Below are 24,139 nucleotides of genomic sequence, written 5' to 3' on the forward strand. Positions count from 1 at the left end.
CGGTGTAGCCGTTCTTGACGCCGATGGTGCCGGCGTAGTTGTAGAGCAGCTTGTTGTGGTTGTTGACCTTGTAGGTCGCGCGCTTCTTCGTCCTGGGGTCCAGGCGACCGGGGAAGTCGACCTGCTTGGTCGAGACGTAGGTGCGGAAGTCCTTGAGCAGCAACGCTGCCCGCCCGATCAGCGCCAGGTCGTAGGCGCTCGACGTCTGCCCGGGGCGGTCCAGGCCGGACGGGTCCTTGGCCAGCGTGTCGTGCGCTCCGAGGTATGCCGCGCGCTCGTTCATCGCGGCCAGCGTGGCCTCTCGCCCGCCGCCGGCTTCGCTGAGGGAGTAGGCGGCGTCGTTCCCCGACGCCATGAGCAGCGCCTGGAACAGCTGTCCGGCCGTGTAGGGCAGCCCGGGCACCAACCCGACGCGGGTGCCGTCCGCATTGGCATCGGCCTGGGTCGCGACGATCGTGCGTCCAGCAGGCACCCGCGGGATGAGGGTCAGCGCGGTCAGCGCCTTGAGCGTGCTGGCCGGGAGCAACCGGGCGTGCGCGGCCTTCGCCGCGACCACCTTCCCCGAGTCCAGGTCGGCCAGCACCCACGACACGTCACGCAGCATGGGCGGGGCAGGGACCCCCGCCGGCAGATCCGTGACGACCCCCATGGACGCCAGCCGCGGCCCACCGACCGACACCAGCGGATCGACGGTGCTCGCAGGCGTCGGCAGCCCCTTCGTCGTCACCGACGGCGTCGGCTTCGCTGCGCCAGACGCCGGGGCCGCGGCCCCCATCGAGAGCACCAACGCCGCGACCACGACCACGACTGCCGCACGAGCGTGTGCAAGCGCCCTTTCCGGTGTGCGCGACAGCGCGGTGCCGACCAAGGTCAGAAGCGGCTGGTGAGGAGCGCGCGCTTCACTTCCTGGATCGCCTGCGTCACCTGGATGCCACGCGGGCACGCGTCCGTGCAGTTGAAGGTCGTGCGGCAGCGCCACACGCCTTCCTTGTCGTTCAGGATCTCCAGGCGCTGTGCCCCACCGTCGTCGCGGGTGTCGAAGATGAACCGGTGGGCGTTGACGATCGCGGCCGGCCCGAAGTACTGGCCGTCGTTCCAGAACACCGGGCAGCTCGTCGTGCAGGCGGCGCACAGGATGCACTTGGTCGTGTCGTCGAACCGGTCGCGGTCGGCCTGGCTCTGGATGCGCTCGCGCGTCGGCTCGTTGCCCTCGGTGATGAGGAACGGCATCACCTCGCGGTAGGCGTCGAAGAACGGCTCCATGTCGACGATGAGGTCCTTCTCGACGGGAAGGCCCTTGATCGGCTCGACGGTGATGGGCTTGTCGGGGTTGACGTCCTTGATGAGCGTCTTGCACGCGAGCCGGTTCTTGCCGTTGATCCGCATCGCGTCCGAACCGCAGACCCCGTGGGCGCAGGACCTGCGGAACGACAGTGAGCCGTCCTGGTCCCACTTGATCTGGTGCAGCGCATCGAGGACGCGGTCGGTGGCGTGCGAGGTGACCTGGTAGGTCTCCCAGTGCGGCTCGCTGTCGGTCTCGGGGTTGTAGCGCGAGATCTTCAGGGTGACGGTGAAGGACGGGACGGCTCCGGACTTGGGGGCGTCCTTTCCAGCCGTGCCTGCGGAGGTCGTCTCGGTCGTGGTGGCGGTCATCAGTACTTGCGCTCCATCGGCTGGTAGCGGGTGACGGTCACGGGCTTGTAGTCGAGGCGGACCTCGTCCGCGAACTTCGGGCCCAGCTCGTCGTCGGTGACCGGCGCGCGGTAGGCCATGGTGTGGCGCATGAAGTTGACGTCGTCGCGCGCCTCGTAGTCCTCACGGAAGTGACCGCCGCGGGACTCCTTGCGGGCCAGGGCCCCGAGGGTGATGACCTCGGCCAGCTCGATGAGGAAGCCGAGCTCGACGGCCTCGAGGAGGTCGGTGTTGTAGCGCTTGCCCTTGTCCTGGACGACGACGTGGGCGTAGCGCTCCTTGAGCTCGTCGATGACCCCGAGGGCCTCCTTCATGGAGGCCTCGGTGCGGAAGACCTGGACGTTGCGGTCCATCGTCTCCTGCAGGGCTCGGCGCAGGTCGGCCACGCGCTCGCCGCTGTCGCGGGTGCGGATGGTCTCCACCATCGCCTCGACGAAGGTCGAGGGGTTGGCGGGCAGGTCGACGTACGGTGCGTTCGCGGCATACTCCGCGGCGGCGATGCCGGCCCGGCGCCCGAAGACGTTGATGTCGAGGAGGCTGTTGGTGCCCAGGCGGTTGGAGCCGTGCACCGAGACGCACGCGACCTCGCCGGCGGCGAACAGGCCCGGGACGATGTCGGTGTTGTTGCGCAGCACCTCGGTCTCGACGTTCGTCGGCACACCGCCCATGGCGTAGTGCGCAGTCGGGTAGACGGGAACCGGCTCGGTGTAGGGCTCGACACCGAGGTAGGTGCGGGCGAACTCGGTGATGTCGGGCAGCTTGGCGTCGATGTGGGCCGGCTCGAGGTGGGTCAGGTCGAGCAGGACGTAGTCCTTGTTGGGGCCGGCGCCACGGCCTTCACGGACCTCGTTCGCCATGGAGCGGGCGACGATGTCGCGGGGCGCGAGGTCCTTGATGGTGGGGGCGTAGCGCTCCATGAACCGCTCGCCGTCCGCGTTGCGGAGGATGCCGCCCTCGCCGCGGGCGGCCTCGGACAGGAGGATGCCGAGACCGGCCAGGCCGGTCGGGTGGAACTGGAAGAACTCCATGTCCTCCAAGGGGATTCCGCGCCGGAAGGCGACGCCCATGCCGTCCCCGGTGAGGGTGTGGGCGTTGGACGTGGTCTTGAAGACCTTGCCGGTGCCACCCGTGGCGAACACGACCGACTTCGCCTGGAAGACGTGCAGCTCACCGGTGGCGAGCTCGTAGGCCACGACGCCGGCGGTGTGCTGCACGCCGTCGGCGCCGGTGTTCATCAGCAGGTCGAGGACGTAGAACTCGTTGTAGAACTCGACGCCCTGCTTGACGCAGTTCTGGTAGAGCGTCTGGAGGATCATGTGGCCGGTGCGGTCGGCGGCGAAGCAGGACCGGCGGACGGCGGCCTCACCGTGGTTGCGCGTGTGCCCACCGAACCGGCGCTGGTCGATCTTGCCCTCGGGGGTGCGGTTGAACGGCAGGCCCATCTTCTCGAGGTCGATGACAGCGTCGATCGCCTCGCGGCACATGATCTCTGCCGCGTCCTGGTCGACGAGGTAGTCACCGCCCTTGACGGTGTCGAAGGTGTGCCACTCCCAGTTGTCCTCCTCGACGTTGGCGAGGGCGGCGCACATGCCGCCCTGCGCCGCGCCGGTGTGGGAGCGGGTCGGGTAGAGCTTGGTCAGCACCGCCGTACGGGTGCGGGTGCTCGACTCGAGCGCGGCACGCATGCCCGCGCCGCCGGCCCCGACGATGACGACGTCGTACTTGTGCGTCTGCATCAGTGCTGTTTCCTTTGGGGTTCCGGGGTCACCGTGCGCACACGGAGAGGGTGGAGGACGGGTCGAGGCACGGGTCGAAGGTGAAGATGACCAGCGTGCCGAGCACCATGACGAGCAGGGCGCTCGCGACCAGCAGGCCCTTGAGGATCCACCGGGTGCGGTCCTTCTCGGTGTAGTCGTTGATGATCGTCCGGACCCCGTTGAAGCCGTGCAGCTCCGCGAGCCACAGCATCAGCAGGTCCCACGTCTGCCAGAACGGGCTGCTCCACTTGCCGGCGACGAAGGCGAAGTCGATGCCGTGGATGCCCTCGCCCAGCATGAGGTTGACGAACAGGTGCCCGAACACGAGGACGAGCAGCAGGACGCCGCTGCCCCGCATGAAGACCCAGGACCAGAGCTCGAAGTTGCCGCGGCCCTTGGAGACCCGTCGGTAGCGCGACTTCTTGGCCGACGTGGCGTCGGGACCGGCGACGTAGTTGGTTTCGGTGGTGGCGCTCATGGGTTCCCCCGGCCTCTCAGTGCGTGAACACGACGGTCAGGTGCCGGATCGCGAAGGGCGCGAACAGCACGAGGAAACCGACGGCGACCGCCCAGAAGAGCTGTCGCTGGTACTTCGGACCCTTGGCCCAGAAGTCGACCGCGATGATGCGAAGACCGTTGAGCGCGTGGAAGATCACGGCGGCGACCAGCCCGGCCTCCGCGATCCCGACGACGGGGTTCTTGTAGGCCCCCATCACCTCGTTGTAGGAGTCAGGGGAGACCCGCACCAGCGCCGTGTCGAGCACGTGCGCGAACAGGAAGAGGAAGATCAGTACGCCGCTGATGCGGTGGGCCACCCACGACCACATGCCTTCACGGCCGCGGTAGAGGGTCCCGTTGGCTGCCTGCGCCACTGCGCGTCCCTTTCGAAGCAGGTGTCACGGCAGTCGTCGGCGAGCGTCGAGGGCCGTAGTTCGCCCGTCAGGTTATCGGCCCGACCGCCGGGACCGTGAACGGCCCGCCTGTGAGAAACCAGACAGGCCCGGTTACCCGCTGGTATGCCGCGTGCCCGGTTCCCAGCCCGACTCCAGGCAGGCTCCTAGCCGGCGAGGGACCGGGACTGCTGGGCCGAGGAGTAGTGGGCGAGCAGCTGGTCGGTCAGCGATGCCCAGCTCAGGGGGGCCACGCGGAGCCGGCCGGCCTCGCCCATGGCCTCCCGCTTCACGCGGTCGCCGGCCAGGTGCGCCACTGCCTCGCGCAGGGCGGTGGGGCTGTCCGGGTCGAAGAGCAGTCCCGTGCGCGAGTGGTCGACGAGGTCGAGGGGACCGCCACGGGCCGGCGCGATGACGGGCAGCCCCGTCGCCGCGGCCTCCTGCAGGGTCTGCCCGAATGTCTCCCGGGTGCCGGTGTGCACGAAGAGGTCGAACGCGGCATACGCCCTCGCGAGGTCGTCGCCCTCGCGTCGGCCGAGGAACACCGCGTCGACGCCTGCGGCGGCGAGGGCCTCGGCGTCGTCCTCGCGGGTGGGGCCTTCGCCCACGATCACCACGCGCAGGCCCGGGAGGCCGGCGAGCGAGGCGAGCCGGGCCAGCTCCTTCTCGGGGGCGAGCCGGCCGACGTAGCCGAGGAGCACCTGCCCCTGGGGCGCGAGGGACCGCCGCAGCGCCCGGGTGCCGGCGTCCGCGCGCCACCCGGGGTTGAACAGGACGGCATCCACGCCACGGGCCCAGAGCGCGGTGCGAGGTATGCCGTGCGCCTCCAGCTCGGCGAGGGTCGCCGACGAGGGGGCGAGGGTCAGGTCGGCCATCTCGTGCATCCGGCGGATCCAGCGCCAGGCCGCCCGGGCGGCGCCGCGGCCCACCGCCCCGGGGCCGTGCTGTCGGATGTAGCTGGGCATGTCGGTCTGGTAGATCGCCACGGTCGGGAGCCCGAGCCGTGCCGCAGCCGACAGGGCGCTCGCGCCCAGCACGAAGGGGGAGGCCACGTGCACGACGTCCGGCGCGAAGTCGGCCAGGGCCGCCTCGACCTCGCCGCCCATCGGCAGCCCCACCGGGAACTGACGCACGGGCACGGACGCGAGGCCGTGGACGGCATACCCGGCGTAGTGGGTCGGGGCCGGGCGCGGGGCGAGGATCAGCGCCTCGTGGCCACGGTCGCGCAGGCACTCGGCGACGCGGCAGACGCTGGTCGTGACCCCGTTGAGGTAGGGCAGGAACGACTCGGTGACGATGGCTACGCGCACACGACCAAGCGTCCGCACCCCGGGTGAGGTGACGGCCACGGTTGGGGGTGTGTCGGGTGAGCGGCAGGTGACGGGCTGGTGGGTGGGCTAGCGTTCCGGCCATGTCATCGGCGGCGACGAATGAGGCTGCACCAACGAACGACCACTTCTGGGCGGTGATCCCCGCCGGGGGTGCCGGGACGAGGCTGTGGCCGCTGTCGCGCGCTACGTCGCCCAAGTTCCTGCACGACCTCACCGGCTCGGGCCGCTCCCTGCTGCAGGCCACGTGGGACCGGCTCGCCCCGCTGACCGGCTCGCGGGTGCTGGTCGTCACCGGCGTCTCGCACCGCGCGGCGGTGGGGGAGCAGCTGCCCGAGCTGCCCTCCGACCAGCTCCTGGCCGAACCCGCGCCGCGGGACTCGATGGCGGCGATCGGGTGGGCGGCTGCGGTGCTCGAGGCGCGCGACCCCGACGCGGTGCTCGGGTCGTTCGCGGCCGACCACGTCATTGCTGACGAGGAGGCGTTCCGCGCCTGCGTCGCCGACGCCGTCCGCGTGGCGGAGCAGGGTTTCGTCGTCACCATCGGTATCGAACCCACCCGCCCCGCAACGGGATTCGGCTACATCGAGATGGCTTCGGTGCTCGGCGAGGGACCGGCGACTGCCGTCAGCCAGTTCGTCGAGAAGCCGGACCGGGCGCGGGCGGAGGAGTACCTCGCCACGGGGCGGTTCCGGTGGAACGCCGGCATGTTCGTCGTGAAGGCGACGGTGCTGCTCGACCTGCTGGCGCAGTGGCACCCCGAGCTCGCGGCGGGGGTCCGGGCGCTCGCCGCCGACCCCGGCCGGCTCGACGACGTCTGGCCGGGGCTCGAGAAGATCGCGATCGACCACGCCGTTGCCGAACCCGCTGCCGCGCAGGGCAGGGTCGCGATGGTGCCGGGTGGGTTCCGTTGGGACGACGTGGGCGACTTCAGCTCCCTGGGCGACCTGCTGACCGACGCAGCCGGTATGCCGGGTGTTCGCGTCCTCGGCGACGCCTCTGCTGTGCGGGTGGTCGACTCCACAGGCATCGTCGTGCCGGGAACCGGCCGGGTCGTGGCGCTGGTCGGCCTCGACGACGTCGTGGTGGTCGACACCCCGGACGCGCTGCTCGTGATGTCCCGCGAACGCGCCCAGGACGTCAAGGCCGTCGTCGACGCCCTGCGGTCCGAAGGCCGCACCGACCTCCTCTGACCGCCCCCTCCGAGCAACCTTTGCTAGCAAAGGGTGCTCGTTCGTGGACAGGTTGCAACCTGTCCATCACCGAGTTTCCTTTGCTAGCAAAGGTTCCTCGGGGGGCTCAGGTGGCGAGGTCGCGTCGGCGGAACCGGACGAAGCCGAGCGCTCCGGTCACGACCGCCGCGGCCAACAGCGCGAGCAGTCCACCGGCGTTCGCGTCGCCGCCGGGAAGGCTGCCCAGGTGGTCGAACGGCGAGAGGGCCAGCATCCAGTCGGGCAGGCTCAGCAGCGCCCCGAACTCGCCCAGCAGCACGAACACTGCGAGCAGTCCCCAGGCGAGGGTCGACCACCGTGGGAGCAGTCCGAACAGCAGGACCGTCAGGGCCACGCAGACGAGCACGGCGGGGGCCGTCGCGAGGGCGGCCGGGAGCAGGTCGCCCACCCCGGTGCTGCTGACGGCGCCGGCGGACAGCCCTGCGGCGGCTCCCACCACGGCGAGCAGCCAGAGCGAGCCCAGTGCGGCGATGAGGGCGTGGCTGGCGACCCACCGCCACCGGCTCACGGCAGCGGCCAGCACGACCTCGGCGCGCCCCGCGCTCTCCTCGGACCGCAGGCGCAGCGCCGTCGCGATGCCGTAGCCAGCCACCCCGATCGCGAGGAAACGCAGCTCGGTCCCGAAGAACACGTCGACCAGGGAGCCCTGCCCGCCGCTCATCTTCCGGAGCATCTCCTCGACGCCGGGGCTGCTGGCGATCTCGTCCACGGACTTGGCGATGTTGCCCACGGCCAGTCCCACGACGGCATACCCGATGGTCCAACCCAGCAGCGCACCTCGCTGGAGGCGCCACGCGAGGCCGAGCGGGGTGCCCAGGGCGGCGGAGGCGCGGGTGGGACCCGGTCGCGCGGCCCACAGCCCCGAGCCGAGGTCGCGGCGGTGGAGCAAGAGGTCGGCGACGATGAGCAGGGCCGCGGTGGCGACGACGGCAGGCAGGAGCAGCCACAGGCGGTTCGCGCCGAACGGGCTGACCTTCTCGGCCCAACCGAGGAACGACAGCCAGACGAGGTCCTGGCCGCTGCCCTGGGCGGTGTCGGCCAGGGCACGGACGAGGAAGGCCAGGCCCAGCGCCCCCACCGCGATTCCCCCGGCGCCGCGGGTGGTCGAGGTGAGCTGGACCGCGATGGCGGTGATGCCGGTCATGACGAGTCCGGCGACGACTTCGACGACACCGAGGGCCAGCGAGCCGGTCAGCCCGACGCCGGTCGCGACCAGGCTCAGTGCGGAGAGCAGCCCGGTGGCGACCACCGTCGTCGCGGCGAGCCCGACGGCGGCGGCGAGGGGAGCCCGGCGGCCCACCACCCCGGCGGCGACCAGCTCGAACCGGCCGTCCTCCTCCTCAGTGCGGGTGTGCCGTCGCACGATCGCGAAGGCGAGGAACGCCGTGAAGAGGCTGCCCATCATGACGGTCTTGAGCACGCCGATCCCGGCGGCGGTCGCGGAGGGCAGCGGCCCATAGAGCGCGGTCAGCGAGGGGTTGTCGACCATCACCGCAGCGCCCGATGCGGCGTCGGCGTCGGTCGGGTAGAGGTCGAGGGTGGCCACCATCGAGCCGTAGGCCGTCGCCACCAGGGCGAGGACGCTGGCCACGATGATCCAGCGGTCGCGTCGCCAGGCCAGGCGCAGGAGCGGTCCGGTGCCGACGAGTGACGTCATGCCGACACCTCCTCCTCCCAGGCGGCCTTGCGGTCCTGGCCGGCCTCGGCTTCTCCCTCTCGTCCGGTGCCGATCGCGTCGCGGTACTGCGAGAGGAACAGCTCCTCGAGGGTCGGCGGCTGGCAGGTGAGCGCCTGTATGCCGTGTGGGCCGAGTCGCTGCAGCACGTCGCCGACGGCGCTCGTCTCGACGGACAGCATGAGCCGGTCACGGTCCTGCCGCGCGGCGTCGACACCGGGCCACCGCGCGGCCTCGGTCTGGGCGACGGGCCTGGCGAGGGTCGCGGACACGCTCGTTCGCGTGAGGTGCCGCAGGTCGGCGAGGGTGCCGGAGTCGACGATCCGGCCGGCCCGGACGATGCTGACCCGGTCGGCCGCCGTCTCGACCTCGGACAGGATGTGGCTGGAGAGGAGGACCGTGCGGCCCTGCGCGCGTACCTGGCTGAGGTGGTCCTGGAAGACCTTCTCCATCAACGGATCCAGTCCCGACGTGGGTTCGTCGAGGACCAGCAGCGGGACGTCCGAGGCGAGGGCTGCGACGAGCGCGACCTTCTGCCGGTTGCCCTTGGAGTAGGAGCGCCCCTTCTTGGTGGGGTCGAGCTCGAACGCCTCGAGCAGCTTGTCGCGTTTGCCGTCGTCGATCCCGCCGCGCAGCCGGCCGAGCAGGTCGATGACCTCGCCGCCGGTCAGGTTGGGCCACAGGACGACGTCGCCCGGCACATAGGCCAGCTGTCGGTGCAGCTCGGTGGCGTGCTTCCACGGGTCCAGCCCGAGCAGGGTGACGGTGCCACCGTCGGAGCGGAGCAGGCCGAGCAGGATGCGGATGGTGGTGGACTTCCCCGCGCCGTTGGGGCCCAGGAAGCCGTGGACCTCGCCCTCGTTGACGGTGAGGTCGAGGCCGTCGAGGGCGGTCGTGGCGCCGAACTTCTTGATGAGGCCGGTGGCCTCGATGACAGGAGTCATGTCTCCGACGATACACGGTTTTCAGAAAACTCTGAATGATCTAAACTATCTCCATGCCCCCCACCCAGGCCGCCGCGGACCCGTCACGCTTCGTCGAGCGCTTCGGGTCTGCCCTGACCGCGGCGGGGATGCAGCGACTGCCGTCCCGGGTCTTCGCCGCGCTGCTGGCCGACGACGACGGCCGGATGACGGCCGCCGAGCTCGGGGAGGTGCTCGCGGTCAGCCCCGCATCCGTGTCGGGTGCGGTGCGCTCGCTGCAGCAGATGCGGATGATCCACCGGGAGCGCGAGCAGGGGAGTCGTCGTGACGTCTACGTCGTCGCGGACGACGCCTGGCACGACGTCATGATGAACTCGGCCAACATCTACGCCCCGCTCACCCAGTCCCTCCGCGAGGGCGTCGACCAGGTCGGTGGCCCGGGGACGACCGCCGGGGACCGCCTGGCGCTCAGCGTGGCGTTCCTGGAGTTCGTGACCGAGGAGATGCACCAGCTCTCCGAGCGATGGGACAAGCGCCGGGCCGAGCTGGGCTACTGACGACACAGCCAGAGGTGACCGAGCCCACGGTGAGGTGGGCCACGAGTGGTGACCACGCGGCATACCGGCTCACTATCGTGGGCCGCATGGCCGCCGACGTCCCCTCCGCACGATCCGAGTCCGACCTGCCGATCAAGGCGGTGTATGCCGCGGGCGACCTCGAGGGCTTCGACGCGGACTCCCAGCTCGGGGCGCCCGGGCAGTTCCCGTACACGCGCGGTGTCTACCCGAACATGTACACCGGGCGGCCGTGGACGATGCGGCAGTACGCCGGGTTCGGCACCGCCAAGGAGTCGAACGAGCGCTACCACCAGCTGGTGGCCAACGGCACGGGCGGGCTGTCCGTCGCCTTCGACCTGCCGACCCAGATGGGCTACGACTCCGACGAGGCGATCTCGAGCGGTGAGGTCGGCAAGGTCGGCGTCGCGATCGACTCGATCGACGACATGCGCACGCTGTTCGGCGGCCTGCCCCTGGGCGACCTGTCCACGTCGATGACGATCAACGCACCGGCGGCCACGCTCCTGCTGATGTACCAGCTGGTCGCCGAGGAGAACGGCGCGGACGCGTCGCGGCTGGCGGGGACGATCCAGAACGACGTGCTCAAGGAGTACATCGCGCGCGGCACCTACATCTACCCGCCGAAAGAGTCGCTGCGGCTGATCAGCGACATCTTCGCCTACTGCCACAAGGAGCTTCCGCGCTGGAACACCATCTCCATCAGCGGCTACCACATGGCCGAGGCCGGGGCGACGCCCGCGCAGGAGATCGCCTTCACCCTGGCCAACGCCAAGGAGTACGTGCGCGCGGCCCAGGCTGCCGGGCTCGACGTCGACGACTTCGCCCCGCGGCTGTCGTTCTTCTTCGTGGCCCGCACCACGCTGCTGGAGGAGGTCGCGAAGTTCCGGGCGGCCCGACGGATCTGGGCGCGGATCATGCGGGACGAGTTCGGGGCGAAGAACCCCAAGAGCCAGATGCTGCGGTTCCACACCCAGACGGCCGGGGTGCAGCTGACCGCCCAGCAGCCCGAGGTCAACCTCGTCCGGGTTGCGCTCCAGGGCCTGGGCGCCGTGCTCGGTGGCACGCAGTCGCTGCACACCAACTCGTTCGACGAGGCCATCGCGCTCCCGACGCAGAAGGCCGCCCGCCTGGCCCTGCGCACCCAGCAGGTCATCGCCTACGAGACCGACGTGACCAAGACCGTCGACCCGTTCGCCGGCTCCTACGTCGTCGAGGCGATGACCGACGACGTCGAGGCCGCCGCCCTCGACCTCATCCGGGCCGTCGAGGACCGTGGTGGAGCCGTCGCGGCGATCGAGCAGGGCTTCCAGAAGTCCGAGATCGAACGGTCCGCCTACCGCATCGCGCTCGAGATCGACAGCAAGGAGCGCACCGTCGTCGGCCTCAACCGGTTCGCCCTCGACGAGGAAGAGCCCTACGAGCCGCTCCGGGTCGACCCGCAGATCGAGCACGACCAGCGCGAGCGGCTCGCCGCCCTGCGGGCCGAGCGCGACAACGACGCGGTCGACGCGGCCCTCGAGGCCGTCCGCGAGGCCGCTCGGGGCACCGACAACCTCCTCTACCCGATGCGCGAGGCCCTGCGCCTGCGCGCCACAGGCGGCGAGGTCAGCCACGCGCTGCGCGACGTCTGGGGTCTCTACGTCCCCCGCGATACCTTCTGACCGCCGAGTCGAGGAGTCGCGATAGCACCCTCCGATCGGGTGCGAACCTCTGATCGCGACCCCTCAACCTCTCCACCAAGCCGTTCACCCTGGCCGAAGGGGTCGCGGCGGGCCTGGGTCGTGGCCGGCTTGCCGGAGGTGATCTGGACAGGCCCACGTCCGGTGTTCGCAGCGCGGTGTCGCTGGAGGAGACGGTGCAGCGGGCCTGGGCCTACGCCCTGGTCCTGCCGGAGGACTGTGCCTTCTCGCACCACACGGCCGCCGAGATCTGTGGACTGCCCCTACCCGCCCGACTCGAGGGTGGCGACCTCCACGTCATGCGAGCATCGGAACGGACAAGGATCAGGCGTGCCGGTTGTCGCGGACACCGGGGGCTGGAAGCCCGGGCCGTGGTCGAAGCCCGCGGACTGCGCGTGACCGATCCGACCGACACGTGGTGCGACTGCGCGCCGCTGCTGGACCTCGACGACCTGGTCGTGCTCGGTGACCAGGTCGTCCGGCTCCTCGGCTCTGTCGAGAAGCTCGAACGGGCCGTGGCCCGACGTGTCAGCCCACGGGGCAAGAGGACGATGGAAGCGGCTCTTCCACTGCTCCGCACCGGGTCCTGGTCTCCGATGGAGACCAGGACTCGTCTGGCCTTCGCGCGCGCCGGACTGCCGGAGCCATCGCYGAACCACGACATCCGCGACGGGGCCGGAGAGTGGATCGCCACGGGCGACTTCGTCTGGGAGAAGGAGAAGGTCGTTGCTGAGTACCAGGGCGAGGTCCACGCCGGACTGAACCGGCGCGTGGCGGACAACAGCCGCCGTCTGCTCGTCGAGGACGACGGTTGGGGTTGTCTCGAGCTGTTTGCCGCCGACATCTTCCAGCCGGCTCGTCGGGCCACGGCACTGACCAGGCTCGCCCGGTTGCTGGGCATCGACCCCACGACCCTCACCCTCGACTGACCCCGGAGGTGTCGAAGGGGAGGACCGAGTCGTTCACCCGGCTGACCGAGTGGTTGACGGGCCACGATCGCATCCCCTGGCGTTCCGCGACCTGCGATCGCGACCCCTCGATCAGCACCGACCTGCGATCGCGACCCCTCGATCGGCACCGACCTGCGATCGCGACCCCTCGAGGACTCGCGACCTGTGCGATCGCGGGCCGAGGCAGGGCCAGACCGCGAGTAGAGTCACCGCTGACATGAGCGACAACCATCTGCTGGCCGACCTGTGCACCACCATCGACGCCCTCGCCCCCGAGCTCCTCGCCCTGCAGCACGACCTGCACGCGCACCCGGAGCTCTCGCGCGGCGAGACGCGCACAACCGCCAAGGTCGCCGAACGCCTCGAGGCCGCCGGGGTCGCCGTGCGCCGCCTGCCTGTCAGCGGGCTGATCGCCGACCTCGGAGCCGAGCAGCCGGCATACCGGGTGGCGCTGCGCGCCGACCTGGACGCACTCCCGGTGGGGGAGCGCACCGGCCTGCCGTGGGCCTCGACCACCGAGGGCATCTGCCACGCCTGCGGTCACGACGTCCACGTCGCCGGGATGCTCGGTGCCGGACTGGCCCTCAAGGCCCACGAGGAGGCCCTTCGAGAGCGGGGGATCGGCGTGCGCCTGCTCTTCCAGCCCGCTGAGGAGGTCATCCCCGGTGGGGCGGTCGACCTGCTGGCCGAGGGTGCCCTCGACGACGTCGACGCGATCTTCGCCGTCCACTGCGACCCGAGCCTGGACGTCGGCACGGTGGGCCTGCGCGACGGTGCGATCACCGCGGCGGCCGACCGCGTGACGGTGCACCTGGCGGGTCGGGGCGGCCACACGTCGCGCCCCCACCTCACCGAGGACCTCACCTTCGCACTCGCCAAGGTGGTCACCGAGCTGCCGGCCGTCCTGTCGCGCCGGCTCGACCCGCGGACGGCGTTCGCGCTGGTGTGGGGCGAGGTACACGCCGGCCAGGCCGCCAACGTGATCCCGTCCAGCGGCACCATCGCCGGCACCCTGCGGATGCTCGACGCCGCCGCGTGGACGACCATCGGACCCCTCCTCGCCGAGGCGGTRGAGCACATCGTGGCCCCGTATGCCGTGACGGCAGTGCTCGAGCACGTCCAGGGAGTGCCGCCCGTGGTCAACGACGCGGAGGCGATCGAGGTGTTCCGGGCCGCGGCCGAGGGTGCGGGCCTGACGGCCCTGGGAACGCAGCAGTCGCTCGGTGGCGAGGACTTCGCGTGGTACCTGCGGCAGGTTCCAGGTGCCATGGCCCGGTTGGGAACGCGCACCCCGGGCGGTCACACCTACGACCTCCACCAGGGTGACCTCGTGGTCGACGACGACTCGGTCGTCCAGGGCGCCCGCCTGCTCGCCGGCGTGGTGGTGGCGGGCGTGGTCAAGACGCCGGTCGGGGCGCCGCAGCCCGGTTGAGGGACAGTCGCGGATCGGTAACGGTTTGTGTTCCAAGTGCCCCAAGGCTGAGTTACTCGGCAGTTCGTCGGGCTATCCTCACGCCCTAGTGGCGCAGCACAGCGCCTCATGCATATCAAAGAACAGGAGACAGCCTTGCGTCACACGATGAAGGTTGCCGCGGTGATGTCGGTGGCAGCACTGACCCTCGCCGCATGTGGTGACTCGGGCGACAACGCCGGGGGCAGCGGTTCCAGCTCCAGCTCGAGCTCGAGCAAGAAGAGCGACGTCAAGGTCGGCATGGCCTACGACGTCGGCGGTCGCGGTGACCAGTCGTTCAACGACGCCGCTGCGGCAGGCCTGGACAAGGCCAAGACCGAGCTCGGGGTGGACACCAAGGAAGCCGCCGCGGTCAACGGTGAGAACGAAGCCGCCCGTGAGGAGCGCCTCCAGCAGCTCGCTGACGCCGGCTACACCCACATCGTCGCCGTGGGCTTCGCCTACGCCAAGTCGGTCGGCAAGGCCGCCAAGGCCAACCCCGACGTGCACTTCGCGATCGTCGACGACGCGTCGGACGACTCGAAGGGCCCGAACGTCGACCAGATCACGTTCGCCGAGAACGAGGGTTCCTTCCTCGTCGGTGCGGCGGCCGCGCTGAAGTCCAAGACGGGCCACATCGGCTTCGTCGGTGGCGTCAACGTTGGTCTGATCAAGAAGTTCGAGGCCGGCTTCATCGCCGGGGCGAAGGCCGTCAACCCGGCCATCAAGATCGACTCGCAGTACCTCACCCAGCCGCCGGACTTCGGCGGGTTCAATGACCCGGCCAAGGGCAAGACTGCTGCCGACGGCATGTTCCAGAAGGGCGCCGACGTGGTCTACCACGCCGCGGGCGGCTCCGGCGGTGGCGTCTTCACGGCTGCCAAGGCTGCCGGCAAGCTCGCCATCGGTGTCGACTCCGACCAGGCCCTGACGGCCCCGGCGGACGTCCGCTCGGTCATCATGACGTCGATGATCAAGAAGGTCGACGTCGCGGTCTACGACTTCATCAAGTCGGCGGCCGATGGCAAGGAGCTCACCGGCAACAACACCTACGACCTCGCCAAGGGCGGCGTGGACTACTCCACGACCGGTGGTCAGGTCGACGACATCAAGACCAAGCTCGATGACTACAAGAAGCAGATCATCGACAAGAAGATCACGGTGCCCGTCACCCCCTGATCTCCACCTTTGTCGAGCATGTGGGCAACACACGGCCCGGGCGGCGCGGTAGCGTCTGACCCGGGCCGTGTGCTTCCCTGAGCGACCCAGCACGGGGCGCCTCGACCCATGCCACAGGTGCCGAATTGCGCCACCCGCCCGCGACGCCGCGGGCCCGGACCAGGAGTGTGAACCATCACTGCCTCCCCACCGCTGACGCAGACCACGACCGAGGGTGGTGTCCCAGCCGTCGAGCTCGAGGGGATCACCAAGCGCTTCCCGGGTGTGGTCGCCAACAAGGACATCGCCTTCTCCGTGCGACGCGGCACGGTCCATGCGATCGTCGGCGAGAACGGCGCCGGCAAGTCGACGCTGATGAAGATCCTGTACGGCGTGCAGCGCCCGGACGAGGGCACCATCAAGATCGACGGGCAGCTGGTCAACCTGCACTCCCCGTCCGACGCGATCGCGGCCGGCATCGGCATGGTGTTCCAGCACTTCATGCTGGCCGACAACCTGACGGTCCTCGAGAACGTCGTCCTGGGTGCCGAGAAGCTGCACGGGATCGGTGACGGTGCGCGACGTGAGATCAAGCGGATCTCCGACGCCTACAAGCTGGACGTCGACCCCGACGCGCTGGTCGCCGACCTCGGTGTCGGCGCGCGCCAGCGGATCGAGATCCTCAAGGTGCTGTTCCGCGGCGCCAAGACGCTCATCCTCGACGAGCCCACCGCCGTCCTCGTGCCGCAGGAGGTCGACGAGCTGTTCGACCAGCTCGCGGAGCTCAAGGACGAGGGGCTCACGGTGCTCTTCATCTCGCACAAGCTCGACGAGGTGCTCAAGGTCGCCGACTCGATCACGGTGATCCGGCGCGGCACCACGATCGACACGGTCGATCCCAAGTCCGTGAACGCACGTCAGCTCGCCGAGCTCATGGTCGGCTCGGAGCTGCCCTCCCCGACCACCGAGGAGTCCACGGTCACCGACCGAGTCCTGCTCAAGGTCGACGACCTCGTCCTGGGCGGCGGCACCGGCCGACCGATCCTCGACGGCATCTCGCTGACCATCCACGCCGGCGAGGTGCTCGGCATCGCCGGGGTCGAGGGCAACGGCCAGGCAGAGCTGGTCGAGGTCATCATGGGCATGCGCGAGCCCACCTCTGGTGAGGTCTTCCTCGGCGACGTCGACATCTCCGACTGGCACACCCGTGAGATCCGCGAGGCCGGCGTCGGCTACATCCCCGAGGACCGGCATCGCCACGGCCTGCTGCTCGAGGCGCCGTTGTGGGAGAACCGCATCCTCGGACACCAGACCGAGGCCCCCAACGTCAAGGGCCAGCTCATCGATGCGGCTGCGGCCAAGGCCGACACCGAGCGCATCGTCAAGGCCTACGACGTTCGCACCCCTTCGATCTTCGTCACCGCGGGCTCGCTCTCCGGTGGCAACCAGCAGAAGCTCATCATCGGCCGCGAGATGAGCCACAAGCCCAAGGTCCTCGTCGCCGCCCACCCGACTCGTGGCGTCGACGTGGGCGCCCAGTCGAGCATCTGGGACCTCATCCGTGACGCGCGGCGCGAGGGTCTCGCCGTGCTCCTCATCTCCGCCGACCTGGAGGAGCTGATCGGCTTGTCCGACACCATCCGCGTCATCCTGCGCGGCAAGCTGTCCGGCGACTTCGACCCGGATCGCGTGACGGCCGAGGACCTCGGTGCGGCGATGACCGGTGCCGGCGAGAAGGAGGAGTCGCGGTGAAGTCCCTCAACGTGCGCCGGATCCTGATGAGCCTGGCGGCGCCGGTCCTGGCCCTCGTCGTCGCGTTCGTCGTCACCTCGCTGGTGCTGGTGGCCGTCGGCGACCCGGTGTGGGAGGTCTGGAAGACCATCCTCGCCGTGCCGAAGCCGCGCCAGAGCGTCAACATCATCAACGCCGCCTCGGTCTTCTACCTGTCAGCGATCGCGGTCGCCGTCGGGTTCCGGATGAACCTGTTCAACATCGGCGTCGACGGCCAGTACCGCGTCGCGGTCTTCGCGGCCGCGATCTTCGCGGGCCAGGGCTGGCTTCCGGGGTGGCTCAACATCATCGTGTCCATCGCCGTCGCGATGCTGGCCGGTGGGCTGTGGGCCAGCATCGCGGCATACCTGAAGGTGAAGCGCGGTGTCTCCGAGGTGATCTCCACGATCATGCTCAACGCCATCGCCACCGGGGTCGTGAGCTGGCTCCTGGTGAAGATCGCCGACCCCAGGCCGGGCTCCAACAGCATCGAGACCAAGACCATCCCGGAGGACTCGCAGCTCGAGGGCTTCCTGCTCATCCCCGGCGCCACCAACCGCGTCTACACGCTGTTGGTCCTGGCCCTGCTGGTGGGGTTCCTCTACTGGTTCGTGCTCGGCAGGACGCGGTTCGGCTTCGACCTGCGCGCGACCGGTCGCTCCGAGAGCGCAGCGGTCGCCAGCGGCGTGAAGGTCCCGCGGATGGTGATGACCGCGATGATCGCCTCGGGCGCGCTGGCGGGACTCGTCGGGATGCCGCTGCTGTTCGGGCAGGACCACAACTACGGCACGACGTTCCAGTCCGGACTCGGCTTCGCCGGCATCGCCATCGCCCTGCTGGGGCGCAACAACGCGGTCGGCATCGCCTTCGCGTCCCTCCTGTGGGCGTTCCTCGACGTGCAGTCCAACGCCCTGCAGATCCAGGCGGACGTCGCCCAGGAGCTCGTCAACATCATCCAGGGCGTGATCCTGTTCGCCGTCGTCATCGCCTACGAGCTGATCCGCCGGGCCGACAAGCGCATCGAGCAGACCCGCGTCGCCCGTGAGCTCGCCGCCCAGCGACAAGCCGCCCACGCCACGGAAGGAGCCCCGGCATGAGCGCCGCCGGACTCGAAGTCGGCACCAAGGCCGTCCCGGACCGTCAGAAGCGGCGCCGGTTCGGCATCCGCGAGTGGTCCATCGTGGCCATCGGTGCGATCGCCGTGATCTCGGTATTGCGACTGGTCACCGGTGCCGACGACATCGCGTCGTCCGGCGCCCTGGCTGCCGCCATCGGACTGGCCGTCCCGATCGGGCTGGCCGGTCTCGGTGGCCTCTGGTCCGAGCGGGCGGGCGTGGTCAACATCGGCCTCGAGGGCATGATGATCCTGGGCACGTGGGGGGCCGGGTTCTTCGGCTACCACATGGGTCCGTGGGCCGGCGTCCTCGGCGCGATCGCCATGGGCATGCTCGGCGGCCTGATCCACGCGACCGCCACAGTGACGTTCGGGGTCGACCACATCGTGTCGGGTGTCGCCATCAACATCATCGGACTCGGCGTCGCGAAGTACCTTGCCGCCCGGTTCTTCAACGGCCTGCCCGGAGGTGGTCCGACGCAGTCGCCGCAGGTCGGGTCCCTGCCGGACTTCACCCTTCCCGGGGTGTCCAGCGGGCTCGGCACGGTGGAGAAGAAGGACTGGTTCTTCGTCAGCGACGTCGCCGCCGTCCTGCGCGCACTGTGCACCGACGTGTCGATCCTGACCATCCTCGCGGTGGTGTTGTTCGTCGGGACCTGGTGGGTCCTGTGGCGTTCGGCGTTCGGCCTGCGGCTGCGCTCGGTGGGTGAGTCGCCTGTCGCGGCAGAGTCGCTCGGCGTCAACGTGATGCGCTACAAGTTCCTCGCCGTCATCGTCTCCGGTGGGCTCGCCGGCCTGGGCGGTGGGTTCCTGGCGCTGGTTGCCGCGAGCATCTACCGCGACGGACAGACCGGCGGACGTGGCTACATCGGCCTCGCCGCCATGATCTTCGGCAACTGGCGACCCGGTGGCCTGCTCACCGGTGCGGCGCTGTTCGGCTACACCGACGCCGTCCAGCTGCGCGGTGGAGCGACCGTGCACGCGTTCCTGCTCCTGTTCGCGGTGCTCCTCGTGGCCGTCGGGGTGTGGCAGATCGTGCGCAACCAGCGGATGGTGCAGGGCGTCCTGGCCATCGTCGTCGGCGTCCTCGTCGGCTGGTGGTACTTCGCCGCCGACGCCGTGCCCGCCGAGCTCACCGGCACCACCCCCTACGTCACCACACTGCTCGTGCTGGCCTTCGCGTCGCAACGGTTGCGAATGCCCGCGGCCGACGGCCAGATCTATCGCAAGGGCGAGGGCCACTAGGTGTGCCCTGACCCCGGGACGCAGCAGGAGGGGTATGCCGCGGAGCCGGCCGCGCGGCATACCGCACCTCCCGCTCCGGAGGACGTGGACTGGGAAGCCTTGCGTGCCAAGGCGATCGAGATCATGGGCAAGGCCTACGCGCCCTACTCGAACTTCCCCGTCGGCGTCGCCGGGATCGTCGACGACGGTCGGGTCGTCGCCGGGTGCAACGTCGAGAACGCTGCCTACGGCGTGGGCCTGTGCGCCGAGTGCGGCATGGTCTCGGAGCTGCACGCGACCGGAGGTGGGCGGCTCGTGGCCGTGTCCTGCGTGGGTGGCGACGGCGAACCGCTCATGCCGTGTGGGCGCTGCCGCCAGCTGCTCTGGGAGAACGGCGGCCCCGACTGCCTCCTGCTGACTCCCGAGGGTGTGCTGCCGATGCGCGAGGTACTGCCCCAGGCGTTCGGCCCCGACACCCTGACCGCAGCGCGCCACCCCGCCTGACCTCACAGGTCGTCGCCCCTGTGGATGAGCGCCGAGACCGGTCGCCGGATGCGCCACCGTGGGCAGATGACGTCACTCGACCCGCGGAGCCCCTTCACCCGTGCCGAAGCCCTGGCGGCAGGTCTGACCGACCGGCGCTTGCGAGGTCCCGGTTTCCGACGCCTGTTCACCAGTGTCTATGTCGCATCCGATGTCCCGGTCGACACTCGCCTGCGCGCCCGTGCCGCGCTGCGGCTCGCGCCGGCGGGTGCTCTGCTCGCGGGCCCGACCGCGGCCGAGCTCCTCGGCGGCGTCGTGCCGCGAGACGCCCGCATCCACCCGCGGCTGCCTGAGGGGCGGATGCGGGTGCCGGGGATCGAGTCCAGCAAGGTCAACTCGCGGGCGAGGGCCACGATGCGGGGCCTGCCGATCACGACGGCGGAGGACACCTTCGTGGACCTGGCCCGGCACCTCGACCTGGTCGACCTCGTGGTGCTGGGCGACTCCCTGGTCCGGCGTCGCCGGACGTCGCCTGGCGCCCTGGTGACTGCTGCGAAGGGGAGGGCAGGTCGGCACCATCCCATCGCCTGTCGGGCGGCCGGACTGGTGCGGTCCGGGGTGGACTCGCCGATGGAGAGCCGACTGCGGATGTTGCTGGTCCTGGCCGGGCTGCCGGAGCCGGTGGTCAACCACATCGAGTACGACGAGTCGGGGCGGTGGGTGCGGCGCTACGACCTGTCCTACCCCGACCAGCGGTTGGCCATCGAGTACGACGGACGCCAGCACGCGGAGTCGGACCGGCAGTGGGAGCGTGATGTCGAGCGGCGCGAGGACCTGGACCGCGATGACTGGCGGATCGTCGTGGTGCTGGCCAAGGGCATCTACCGCGAACCCGGCCGGACCGTTGAGCGCGTGGTCGAGGCGATGGCGAGCCGCGGCATACGAGGCGCTGTCACGTCTGACGAGTGGCGCCTGCACTTCGGCAACGTGTGACGCCGAAGCCACGAATCGACCCGCAGCGCCCCGTCCGGGGTCGAAACGTGCCACCCGCGCCACGGATGGTCGAGGCGGTCACGGGTCTGACACGATGGCTCCATGAGTGAAGCCTTCGATGCCGTCGACGTCATCATCGCCAAGCGGGGCAAGGGCGAGCTGTCGGACGGGCAGATCGACTGGGTCATCGACGCCTACACGCGCGGGGCCGTCGCCGACGAGCAGATGTCGAGCCTGGCCATGGCGATCCTGCTCAACGGCATGAACCGTCGCGAGATCTCACGCTGGACCGGCGCGATGATCAACAGCGGCGAGCGGATGGACTTCTCCGGCCTGTCGCGCCCGAYGGCGGACAAGCACTCGACCGGTGGGGTGGGTGACAAGATCACCCTGCCGCTGGCGCCACTCGTGGCGGCGTGCGGCGTGGCCGTGCCGCAGCTGTCCGGCCGCGGGCTCGGGCACACCGGGGRCACCCTCGACAAGCTCGAGTCGATTCCGGGCTGGCGGGCGGCCATGAGCAACGAGCAGATGATGCAGCAGCTCGAGGACGTCGGCGCCGTCATCTGCGCGGCGGGCGACGGGCTGGCCCCCGCCGACAAGAAGCTCTACGCCCTGCGCGACGTCACCGGCACCGTGGAGGCCATCCCGCTCATCGCCTCCTCGATCATGAGCAAGAAGATCGCCGAGGGCACGGGCGCGCTCGTGCTCGACGTGAAGGTGGGCAGCGGCGCGTTCATGAAGAACGTCGAGGACGCCCGCGAGCTCGCGCGCACCATGGTCGACCTCGGCACCGATGCGGGAGTCAAGACCGTCGCGATGCTCACCAACATGCAGGTCCCGCTCGGCCTCACGGCCGGCAACGCCATCGAGGTTCGCGAGTCGGTGGAGGTGCTGGCGGGTGGCGGCCCCGAGGACGTCATCGAGCTGACCCTCGCCCTGGCCCGCGAGATGCTCGCCTGCGCCGGCCGCGGTGACGTCGACCCCGCCGACGCGCTCAAGGACGGCCGTGCCATGGATGCCTGGAAGGCGATGATCCGGGCCCAGGGCGGCGACCCCGACGCGACGCTGCCCGTCGCGAAGGAGAGCCACGACGTGCTCGTCCCGGCCGACGGCGTGCTCACCGAGCTCGACGCCCTCAAGATCGGTGTGGCTGCCTGGCGCCTCGGTGCCGGTCGGGCGCGCAAGGAGGACCCGGTGCAGGCCGGTGCCGGCGTGGTGATGCACTACAAGCCGGGCGCCACCGTGAGGGGAGGCGACCGCCTGCTGACGCTGCACACCGACACCCCCGAGCGGTTCGAGCGGGCCCTGGAGTCGCTCGACGGCGCGTTCACCATCGCTCCCGAAGGGTCGCGACCGGACCTGCTGCCGCTGGTCATCGAGAAGATCTCCTGACCCGTTCGGCGGACGCCACCGCGAAGGTCGTCACCCGCTCGACGACGTCGGGGTTCCACAGCACCCGGCGGTGACCGAGTCCCTCGGTGACCATGAGGCGCGCGTCGTGCCACGCCTTGGTGACGCGCACGCCGCCGGCGAGTGGTGCCTCCAGGTCGCCGCGGTCGTGGACCACGAGCAGGTGCGGCAGCGACGGGTGTCCTGCCGCCATGGTGAGGAGGTCGAGCTCGGCCACGGGCGTGCCCACCCGACGTTCGGCACGGCCCACCATCACCTGCTGGGACCGGGGACCGACTCCGAGGGCGGCGGCGAAGACAGGCAGCATCGCCTCGACACCGTCGGGTGGGGCGACGAGCACGAGGGAGTCGGGCTGCACCCCCAGCCCGAGGGCGTGGACCGCTGCGAGGCCGCCGGCGGAGTGGGCCACCACGACCGTGGGCCTGCCGAACTCGCCCACCACCGCTGCCAGTGCCTCGGCCATCTCCAGGAACGTGGTCGAACGACCGCCGTGGACCCCGGGCCCGGAGTCGCCGTGGCTCGGGGCGTCGAACGCCACGACGCACAGGCCGCGGGCCACCAGTGGCTCCACGTGGGCGCCGAGCTGCTGCCACCAGCCGCCCCAGCCGTGCACGAGGTATGCCGTCGGGTTGCCCCACTGGCCGTAGACCCGGCCGCGGACGGTGCCGTGGGTCCACTGCACCTCGAAGGCCTCACCGCCGCGCGGAGTGCGGGCCGCGCGCGCCGCCGCCGACGGGGCGGCCGGCAGCCGGAACCACAGGCGCTCGGCCAGCAGTCCGCCGAGGGCGGGGGACTGCTGCTCGAGCAGTGCGAACAGCCTCCTCAGGGCGGGTGACACGGGGAGGCCCGTCGCCGGCGCGGCGGCGCCGAGCTTCCTCGGGGCGGTCCGGACCGTCGTCGGGGCGGTCCGGGAGGCACCGACAGGGGTTGCGCGGGGCAGGACAATGAAACGATCGATCGTGCTTTTTTCAATCGACATGAGTGGAACCTCCTGGGGGGATGGGGATCAGTCGCGGATGGGCGGGCTGGGATCAGCGGATGAGCGGGCTGGGGATGAGTCGCGGATGTGGTCGAGCAACCGGTCGAAGGCGTCCTGGGCCCGGCGGGCGGCCGCCGGGTCGTGGAGCAGGCGTGCCGAGAAGTTGTAGCCGAGGACGATGGCGAGCAGGTCGTGGGCGAAGGCCGCCGGGTCGGTCGACTCGCGGAACTGACCCTCGGTCATGCCGCCGCGGACGATCGTCTCGATGGTGTCGAGCAGGTCTCGCTCCGTCTGGACGACCTTGCTGCGCACCGGGCCGTCGGGTGCGTCGTCGAACTCGCTCGCCACGGAGATGAAGATGCACCCGCCGGGCAGCGCGTAGTCGGCATACCCGCCCCAGCCGAGCCACCGGTCGAAGAGGGTGCGGAGCCGCGGCTCGCCGCGGGGTTCCTTCAGGGCCGGGCGGATGACGAGCTGGGTGAACGCCTCGGCCGCGTAGTCCATCACGGCGGACTGCAGCCCCTCCTTGGACCCGAAGTGCGCGAACAGTCCGCTCTTGGACATGTCCATCGCGTCGGCGAGGCCGCCGATCGTGATGCCGCGCAGGCCGACCTGGCTCGACTGTGCCAGCGCCACGCGAAGCACCGAGTCGCGCGTCTCGTCTCCCTTGCTCACGGTCCAATAAAAGCACGACCGTTCGCACTTGGCAAGCACTGTGCGAACGATCGTGCCCGGCCGCCCCGCCGCCCCGGCCGCCCATGCGTCAGCCGGGTGGCGAGAAGCTCACGCCGTGCCCGCGGGGACCTTGTTCAGGGTGCAGACGAAGTACTTGACGATGCCGGCATCGACTGCGT

The 24,139-nt window shown here is 70.3% G+C and carries 23 protein-coding genes; 13 read left to right on the top strand and 10 right to left on the bottom strand.

The genetic code is table 11. The annotated features are described in order from the left end of the window. Positions 1–649, bottom strand: a 649-nt coding sequence (locus AC1DVZ_RS17070) for a D-alanyl-D-alanine carboxypeptidase family protein (RefSeq protein ID WP_477619389.1), incomplete at its 3' end; no start/stop codon positions are given. Between AC1DVZ_RS17070 and AC1DVZ_RS17075 the strand changes: the two genes are divergently transcribed. Next, entirely contained in the window at positions 648–887 is a 240-nt protein-coding gene (locus tag AC1DVZ_RS17075; protein ID WP_477619390.1) for a hypothetical protein, read from the top strand. The genes AC1DVZ_RS17070 and AC1DVZ_RS17075 overlap by 2 nt on opposite strands. Here the strand turns inward: AC1DVZ_RS17075 and AC1DVZ_RS17080 are convergent. From AC1DVZ_RS17080 to AC1DVZ_RS17100, 5 genes are all read right to left on the bottom strand, one after another. After that, positions 871–1,653, bottom strand: a complete 783-nt coding sequence (locus tag AC1DVZ_RS17080) for a succinate dehydrogenase iron-sulfur subunit (protein WP_477619391.1) — start codon at positions 1,651–1,653, stop codon at positions 871–873. The two genes, AC1DVZ_RS17075 and AC1DVZ_RS17080, sit on opposite strands and share 17 nt — an antisense overlap. Further along, a complete protein-coding gene (sdhA, locus tag AC1DVZ_RS17085) occupies positions 1,653–3,428 on the bottom strand; it encodes a succinate dehydrogenase flavoprotein subunit (protein WP_477619392.1) in 1,776 nt (591 codons plus the stop codon). The genes AC1DVZ_RS17080 and sdhA overlap by 1 nt, the downstream gene beginning before the upstream one ends. Positions 3,429–3,456: 28 nt before the next feature. Next, a complete protein-coding gene (locus AC1DVZ_RS17090; RefSeq protein ID WP_477619393.1) occupies positions 3,457–3,927 on the bottom strand; it encodes a succinate dehydrogenase hydrophobic membrane anchor subunit in 471 nt (156 codons plus the stop codon). A 16-nt stretch (positions 3,928–3,943) separates the two neighbouring features. Further along, positions 3,944–4,321 carry a succinate dehydrogenase, cytochrome b556 subunit gene (gene sdhC / locus AC1DVZ_RS17095; protein ID WP_477619394.1) on the bottom strand — a complete coding sequence of 126 codons (378 nt, stop codon included), beginning with the start codon at positions 4,319–4,321 and terminating at the stop codon, positions 3,944–3,946. Positions 4,322–4,506: 185 nt separating this feature from the next. Beyond that, complete coding sequence (locus AC1DVZ_RS17100; protein WP_477619395.1) at positions 4,507–5,649, bottom strand: glycosyltransferase family 4 protein; 1,143 nt, start codon at positions 5,647–5,649, stop codon at positions 4,507–4,509. A gap of 101 nt (positions 5,650–5,750) precedes the next feature. Between AC1DVZ_RS17100 and AC1DVZ_RS17105 the strand changes: the two genes are divergently transcribed. Further along, a complete protein-coding gene (locus tag AC1DVZ_RS17105; protein ID WP_477619396.1) occupies positions 5,751–6,860 on the top strand; it encodes a mannose-1-phosphate guanylyltransferase in 1,110 nt (369 codons plus the stop codon). 106 nt (positions 6,861–6,966) lie between these two features. Here AC1DVZ_RS17105 and AC1DVZ_RS17110 read toward each other — a convergent pair whose 3' ends face one another. After that, on the bottom strand, positions 6,967–8,556 hold the full coding sequence (locus AC1DVZ_RS17110) for an ABC transporter permease (RefSeq protein ID WP_477619397.1): 1,590 nt from the start codon (positions 8,554–8,556) through the stop codon (positions 6,967–6,969). Further along, positions 8,553–9,518, bottom strand: a complete 966-nt coding sequence (locus AC1DVZ_RS17115) for an ABC transporter ATP-binding protein (protein ID WP_477619398.1) — start codon at positions 9,516–9,518, stop codon at positions 8,553–8,555. Before AC1DVZ_RS17115 ends, AC1DVZ_RS17110 begins: the two co-directional genes overlap by 4 nt. A gap of 53 nt (positions 9,519–9,571) precedes the next feature. Between AC1DVZ_RS17115 and AC1DVZ_RS17120 the strand changes: the two genes are divergently transcribed. The 11 genes from AC1DVZ_RS17120 (at position 9,572) to AC1DVZ_RS17170 (ending at position 22,288) form a co-directional block, all read left to right on the top strand. Beyond that, on the top strand, positions 9,572–10,054 hold the full coding sequence (locus AC1DVZ_RS17120) for a GbsR/MarR family transcriptional regulator (RefSeq protein WP_477619399.1): 483 nt from the start codon (positions 9,572–9,574) through the stop codon (positions 10,052–10,054). Between the two features lie 14 nt (positions 10,055–10,068). After that, on the top strand, positions 10,069–11,736 hold the full coding sequence (locus tag AC1DVZ_RS17125; protein WP_477619400.1) for an acyl-CoA mutase large subunit family protein: 1,668 nt from the start codon (positions 10,069–10,071) through the stop codon (positions 11,734–11,736). Positions 11,737–11,912: 176 nt separating this feature from the next. Further along, positions 11,913–12,683 (top strand): hypothetical protein, encoded by a 771-nt coding sequence (locus AC1DVZ_RS17130; protein ID WP_477619401.1) that lies wholly within the window; start codon positions 11,913–11,915, stop codon positions 12,681–12,683. A gap of 238 nt (positions 12,684–12,921) precedes the next feature. Next, complete coding sequence (locus tag AC1DVZ_RS17135; RefSeq protein WP_477619402.1) at positions 12,922–14,136, top strand: amidohydrolase; 1,215 nt, start codon at positions 12,922–12,924, stop codon at positions 14,134–14,136. Between the two features lie 147 nt (positions 14,137–14,283). Beyond that, entirely contained in the window at positions 14,284–15,333 is a 1,050-nt protein-coding gene (locus AC1DVZ_RS17140) for a BMP family lipoprotein (RefSeq protein ID WP_477619403.1), read from the top strand. Positions 15,334–15,597: 264 nt separating this feature from the next. Next, on the top strand, positions 15,598–17,064 hold the full coding sequence (locus AC1DVZ_RS17145; RefSeq protein ID WP_477619404.1) for an ABC transporter ATP-binding protein: 1,467 nt from the start codon (positions 15,598–15,600) through the stop codon (positions 17,062–17,064). Next, positions 17,061–18,179: an ABC transporter permease gene (locus AC1DVZ_RS17150; protein WP_477619405.1), complete on the top strand. Its 1,119-nt coding sequence runs from the start codon at positions 17,061–17,063 to the stop codon at positions 18,177–18,179. Before AC1DVZ_RS17145 ends, AC1DVZ_RS17150 begins: the two co-directional genes overlap by 4 nt. After that, complete coding sequence (locus AC1DVZ_RS17155) at positions 18,176–19,441, top strand: ABC transporter permease (protein ID WP_477619406.1); 1,266 nt, start codon at positions 18,176–18,178, stop codon at positions 19,439–19,441. Before AC1DVZ_RS17150 ends, AC1DVZ_RS17155 begins: the two co-directional genes overlap by 4 nt. An 84-nt stretch (positions 19,442–19,525) precedes the next feature. After that, on the top strand, positions 19,526–19,924 hold the full coding sequence (locus AC1DVZ_RS17160) for a cytidine deaminase (RefSeq protein ID WP_477619411.1): 399 nt from the start codon (positions 19,526–19,528) through the stop codon (positions 19,922–19,924). A 66-nt stretch (positions 19,925–19,990) separates the two neighbouring features. After that, a complete protein-coding gene (locus tag AC1DVZ_RS17165) occupies positions 19,991–20,896 on the top strand; it encodes a hypothetical protein (RefSeq protein WP_477619407.1) in 906 nt (301 codons plus the stop codon). Between the two features lie 102 nt (positions 20,897–20,998). Further along, the gene (locus AC1DVZ_RS17170; RefSeq protein ID WP_477619408.1) at positions 20,999–22,288 is read left to right on the top strand and encodes a thymidine phosphorylase; all 1,290 of its coding nucleotides are present in this window, start codon (positions 20,999–21,001) and stop codon (positions 22,286–22,288) included. On the opposite strand, the gene AC1DVZ_RS17175 is transcribed toward AC1DVZ_RS17170, so the two are convergent. Both AC1DVZ_RS17175 and AC1DVZ_RS17180 read right to left on the bottom strand, forming a co-directional pair. Then, a complete protein-coding gene (locus AC1DVZ_RS17175; RefSeq protein ID WP_477619409.1) occupies positions 22,269–23,144 on the bottom strand; it encodes an alpha/beta hydrolase in 876 nt (291 codons plus the stop codon). The two genes, AC1DVZ_RS17170 and AC1DVZ_RS17175, sit on opposite strands and share 20 nt — an antisense overlap. Before the next feature lie 168 nt (positions 23,145–23,312). Beyond that, positions 23,313–23,960, bottom strand: coding sequence for a TetR/AcrR family transcriptional regulator (locus AC1DVZ_RS17180; protein ID WP_477619410.1), 648 nt, complete (start codon positions 23,958–23,960; stop codon positions 23,313–23,315). Positions 23,961–24,139: the final 179 nt, after the last annotated feature.

This window comes from Pedococcus sp. P2_E5 (assembly GCF_056403895.1).

Bases quoted from the DNA above. Each gene is read 5' to 3' on its own strand.
- AC1DVZ_RS17165 (WP_477619407.1), top strand. From the start codon at position 19,991: ATGACGTCACTCGACCCGCGGAGCCCCTTCACCCGTGCCGAAGCCCTG.
- AC1DVZ_RS17075 (WP_477619390.1), top strand. From the start codon at position 648: ATGGACGCCAGCCGCGGCCCACCGACCGACACCAGCGGATCGACGGTG.
- AC1DVZ_RS17120 (WP_477619399.1), top strand. From the start codon at position 9,572: ATGCCCCCCACCCAGGCCGCCGCGGACCCGTCACGCTTCGTCGAGCGC.
- sdhA (WP_477619392.1), bottom strand. From the start codon at position 3,428: ATGCAGACGCACAAGTACGACGTCGTCATCGTCGGGGCCGGCGGCGCG.
- AC1DVZ_RS17155 (WP_477619406.1), top strand. From the start codon at position 18,176: ATGAGCGCCGCCGGACTCGAAGTCGGCACCAAGGCCGTCCCGGACCGT.
- AC1DVZ_RS17140 (WP_477619403.1), top strand. From the start codon at position 14,284: ATGAAGGTTGCCGCGGTGATGTCGGTGGCAGCACTGACCCTCGCCGCA.
- AC1DVZ_RS17090 (WP_477619393.1), bottom strand. From the start codon at position 3,927: ATGAGCGCCACCACCGAAACCAACTACGTCGCCGGTCCCGACGCCACG.
- AC1DVZ_RS17110 (WP_477619397.1), bottom strand. From the start codon at position 8,556: ATGACGTCACTCGTCGGCACCGGACCGCTCCTGCGCCTGGCCTGGCGA.
- AC1DVZ_RS17080 (WP_477619391.1), bottom strand. From the start codon at position 1,653: ATGACCGCCACCACGACCGAGACGACCTCCGCAGGCACGGCTGGAAAG.
- AC1DVZ_RS17105 (WP_477619396.1), top strand. From the start codon at position 5,751: ATGTCATCGGCGGCGACGAATGAGGCTGCACCAACGAACGACCACTTC.
- AC1DVZ_RS17115 (WP_477619398.1), bottom strand. From the start codon at position 9,518: ATGACTCCTGTCATCGAGGCCACCGGCCTCATCAAGAAGTTCGGCGCC.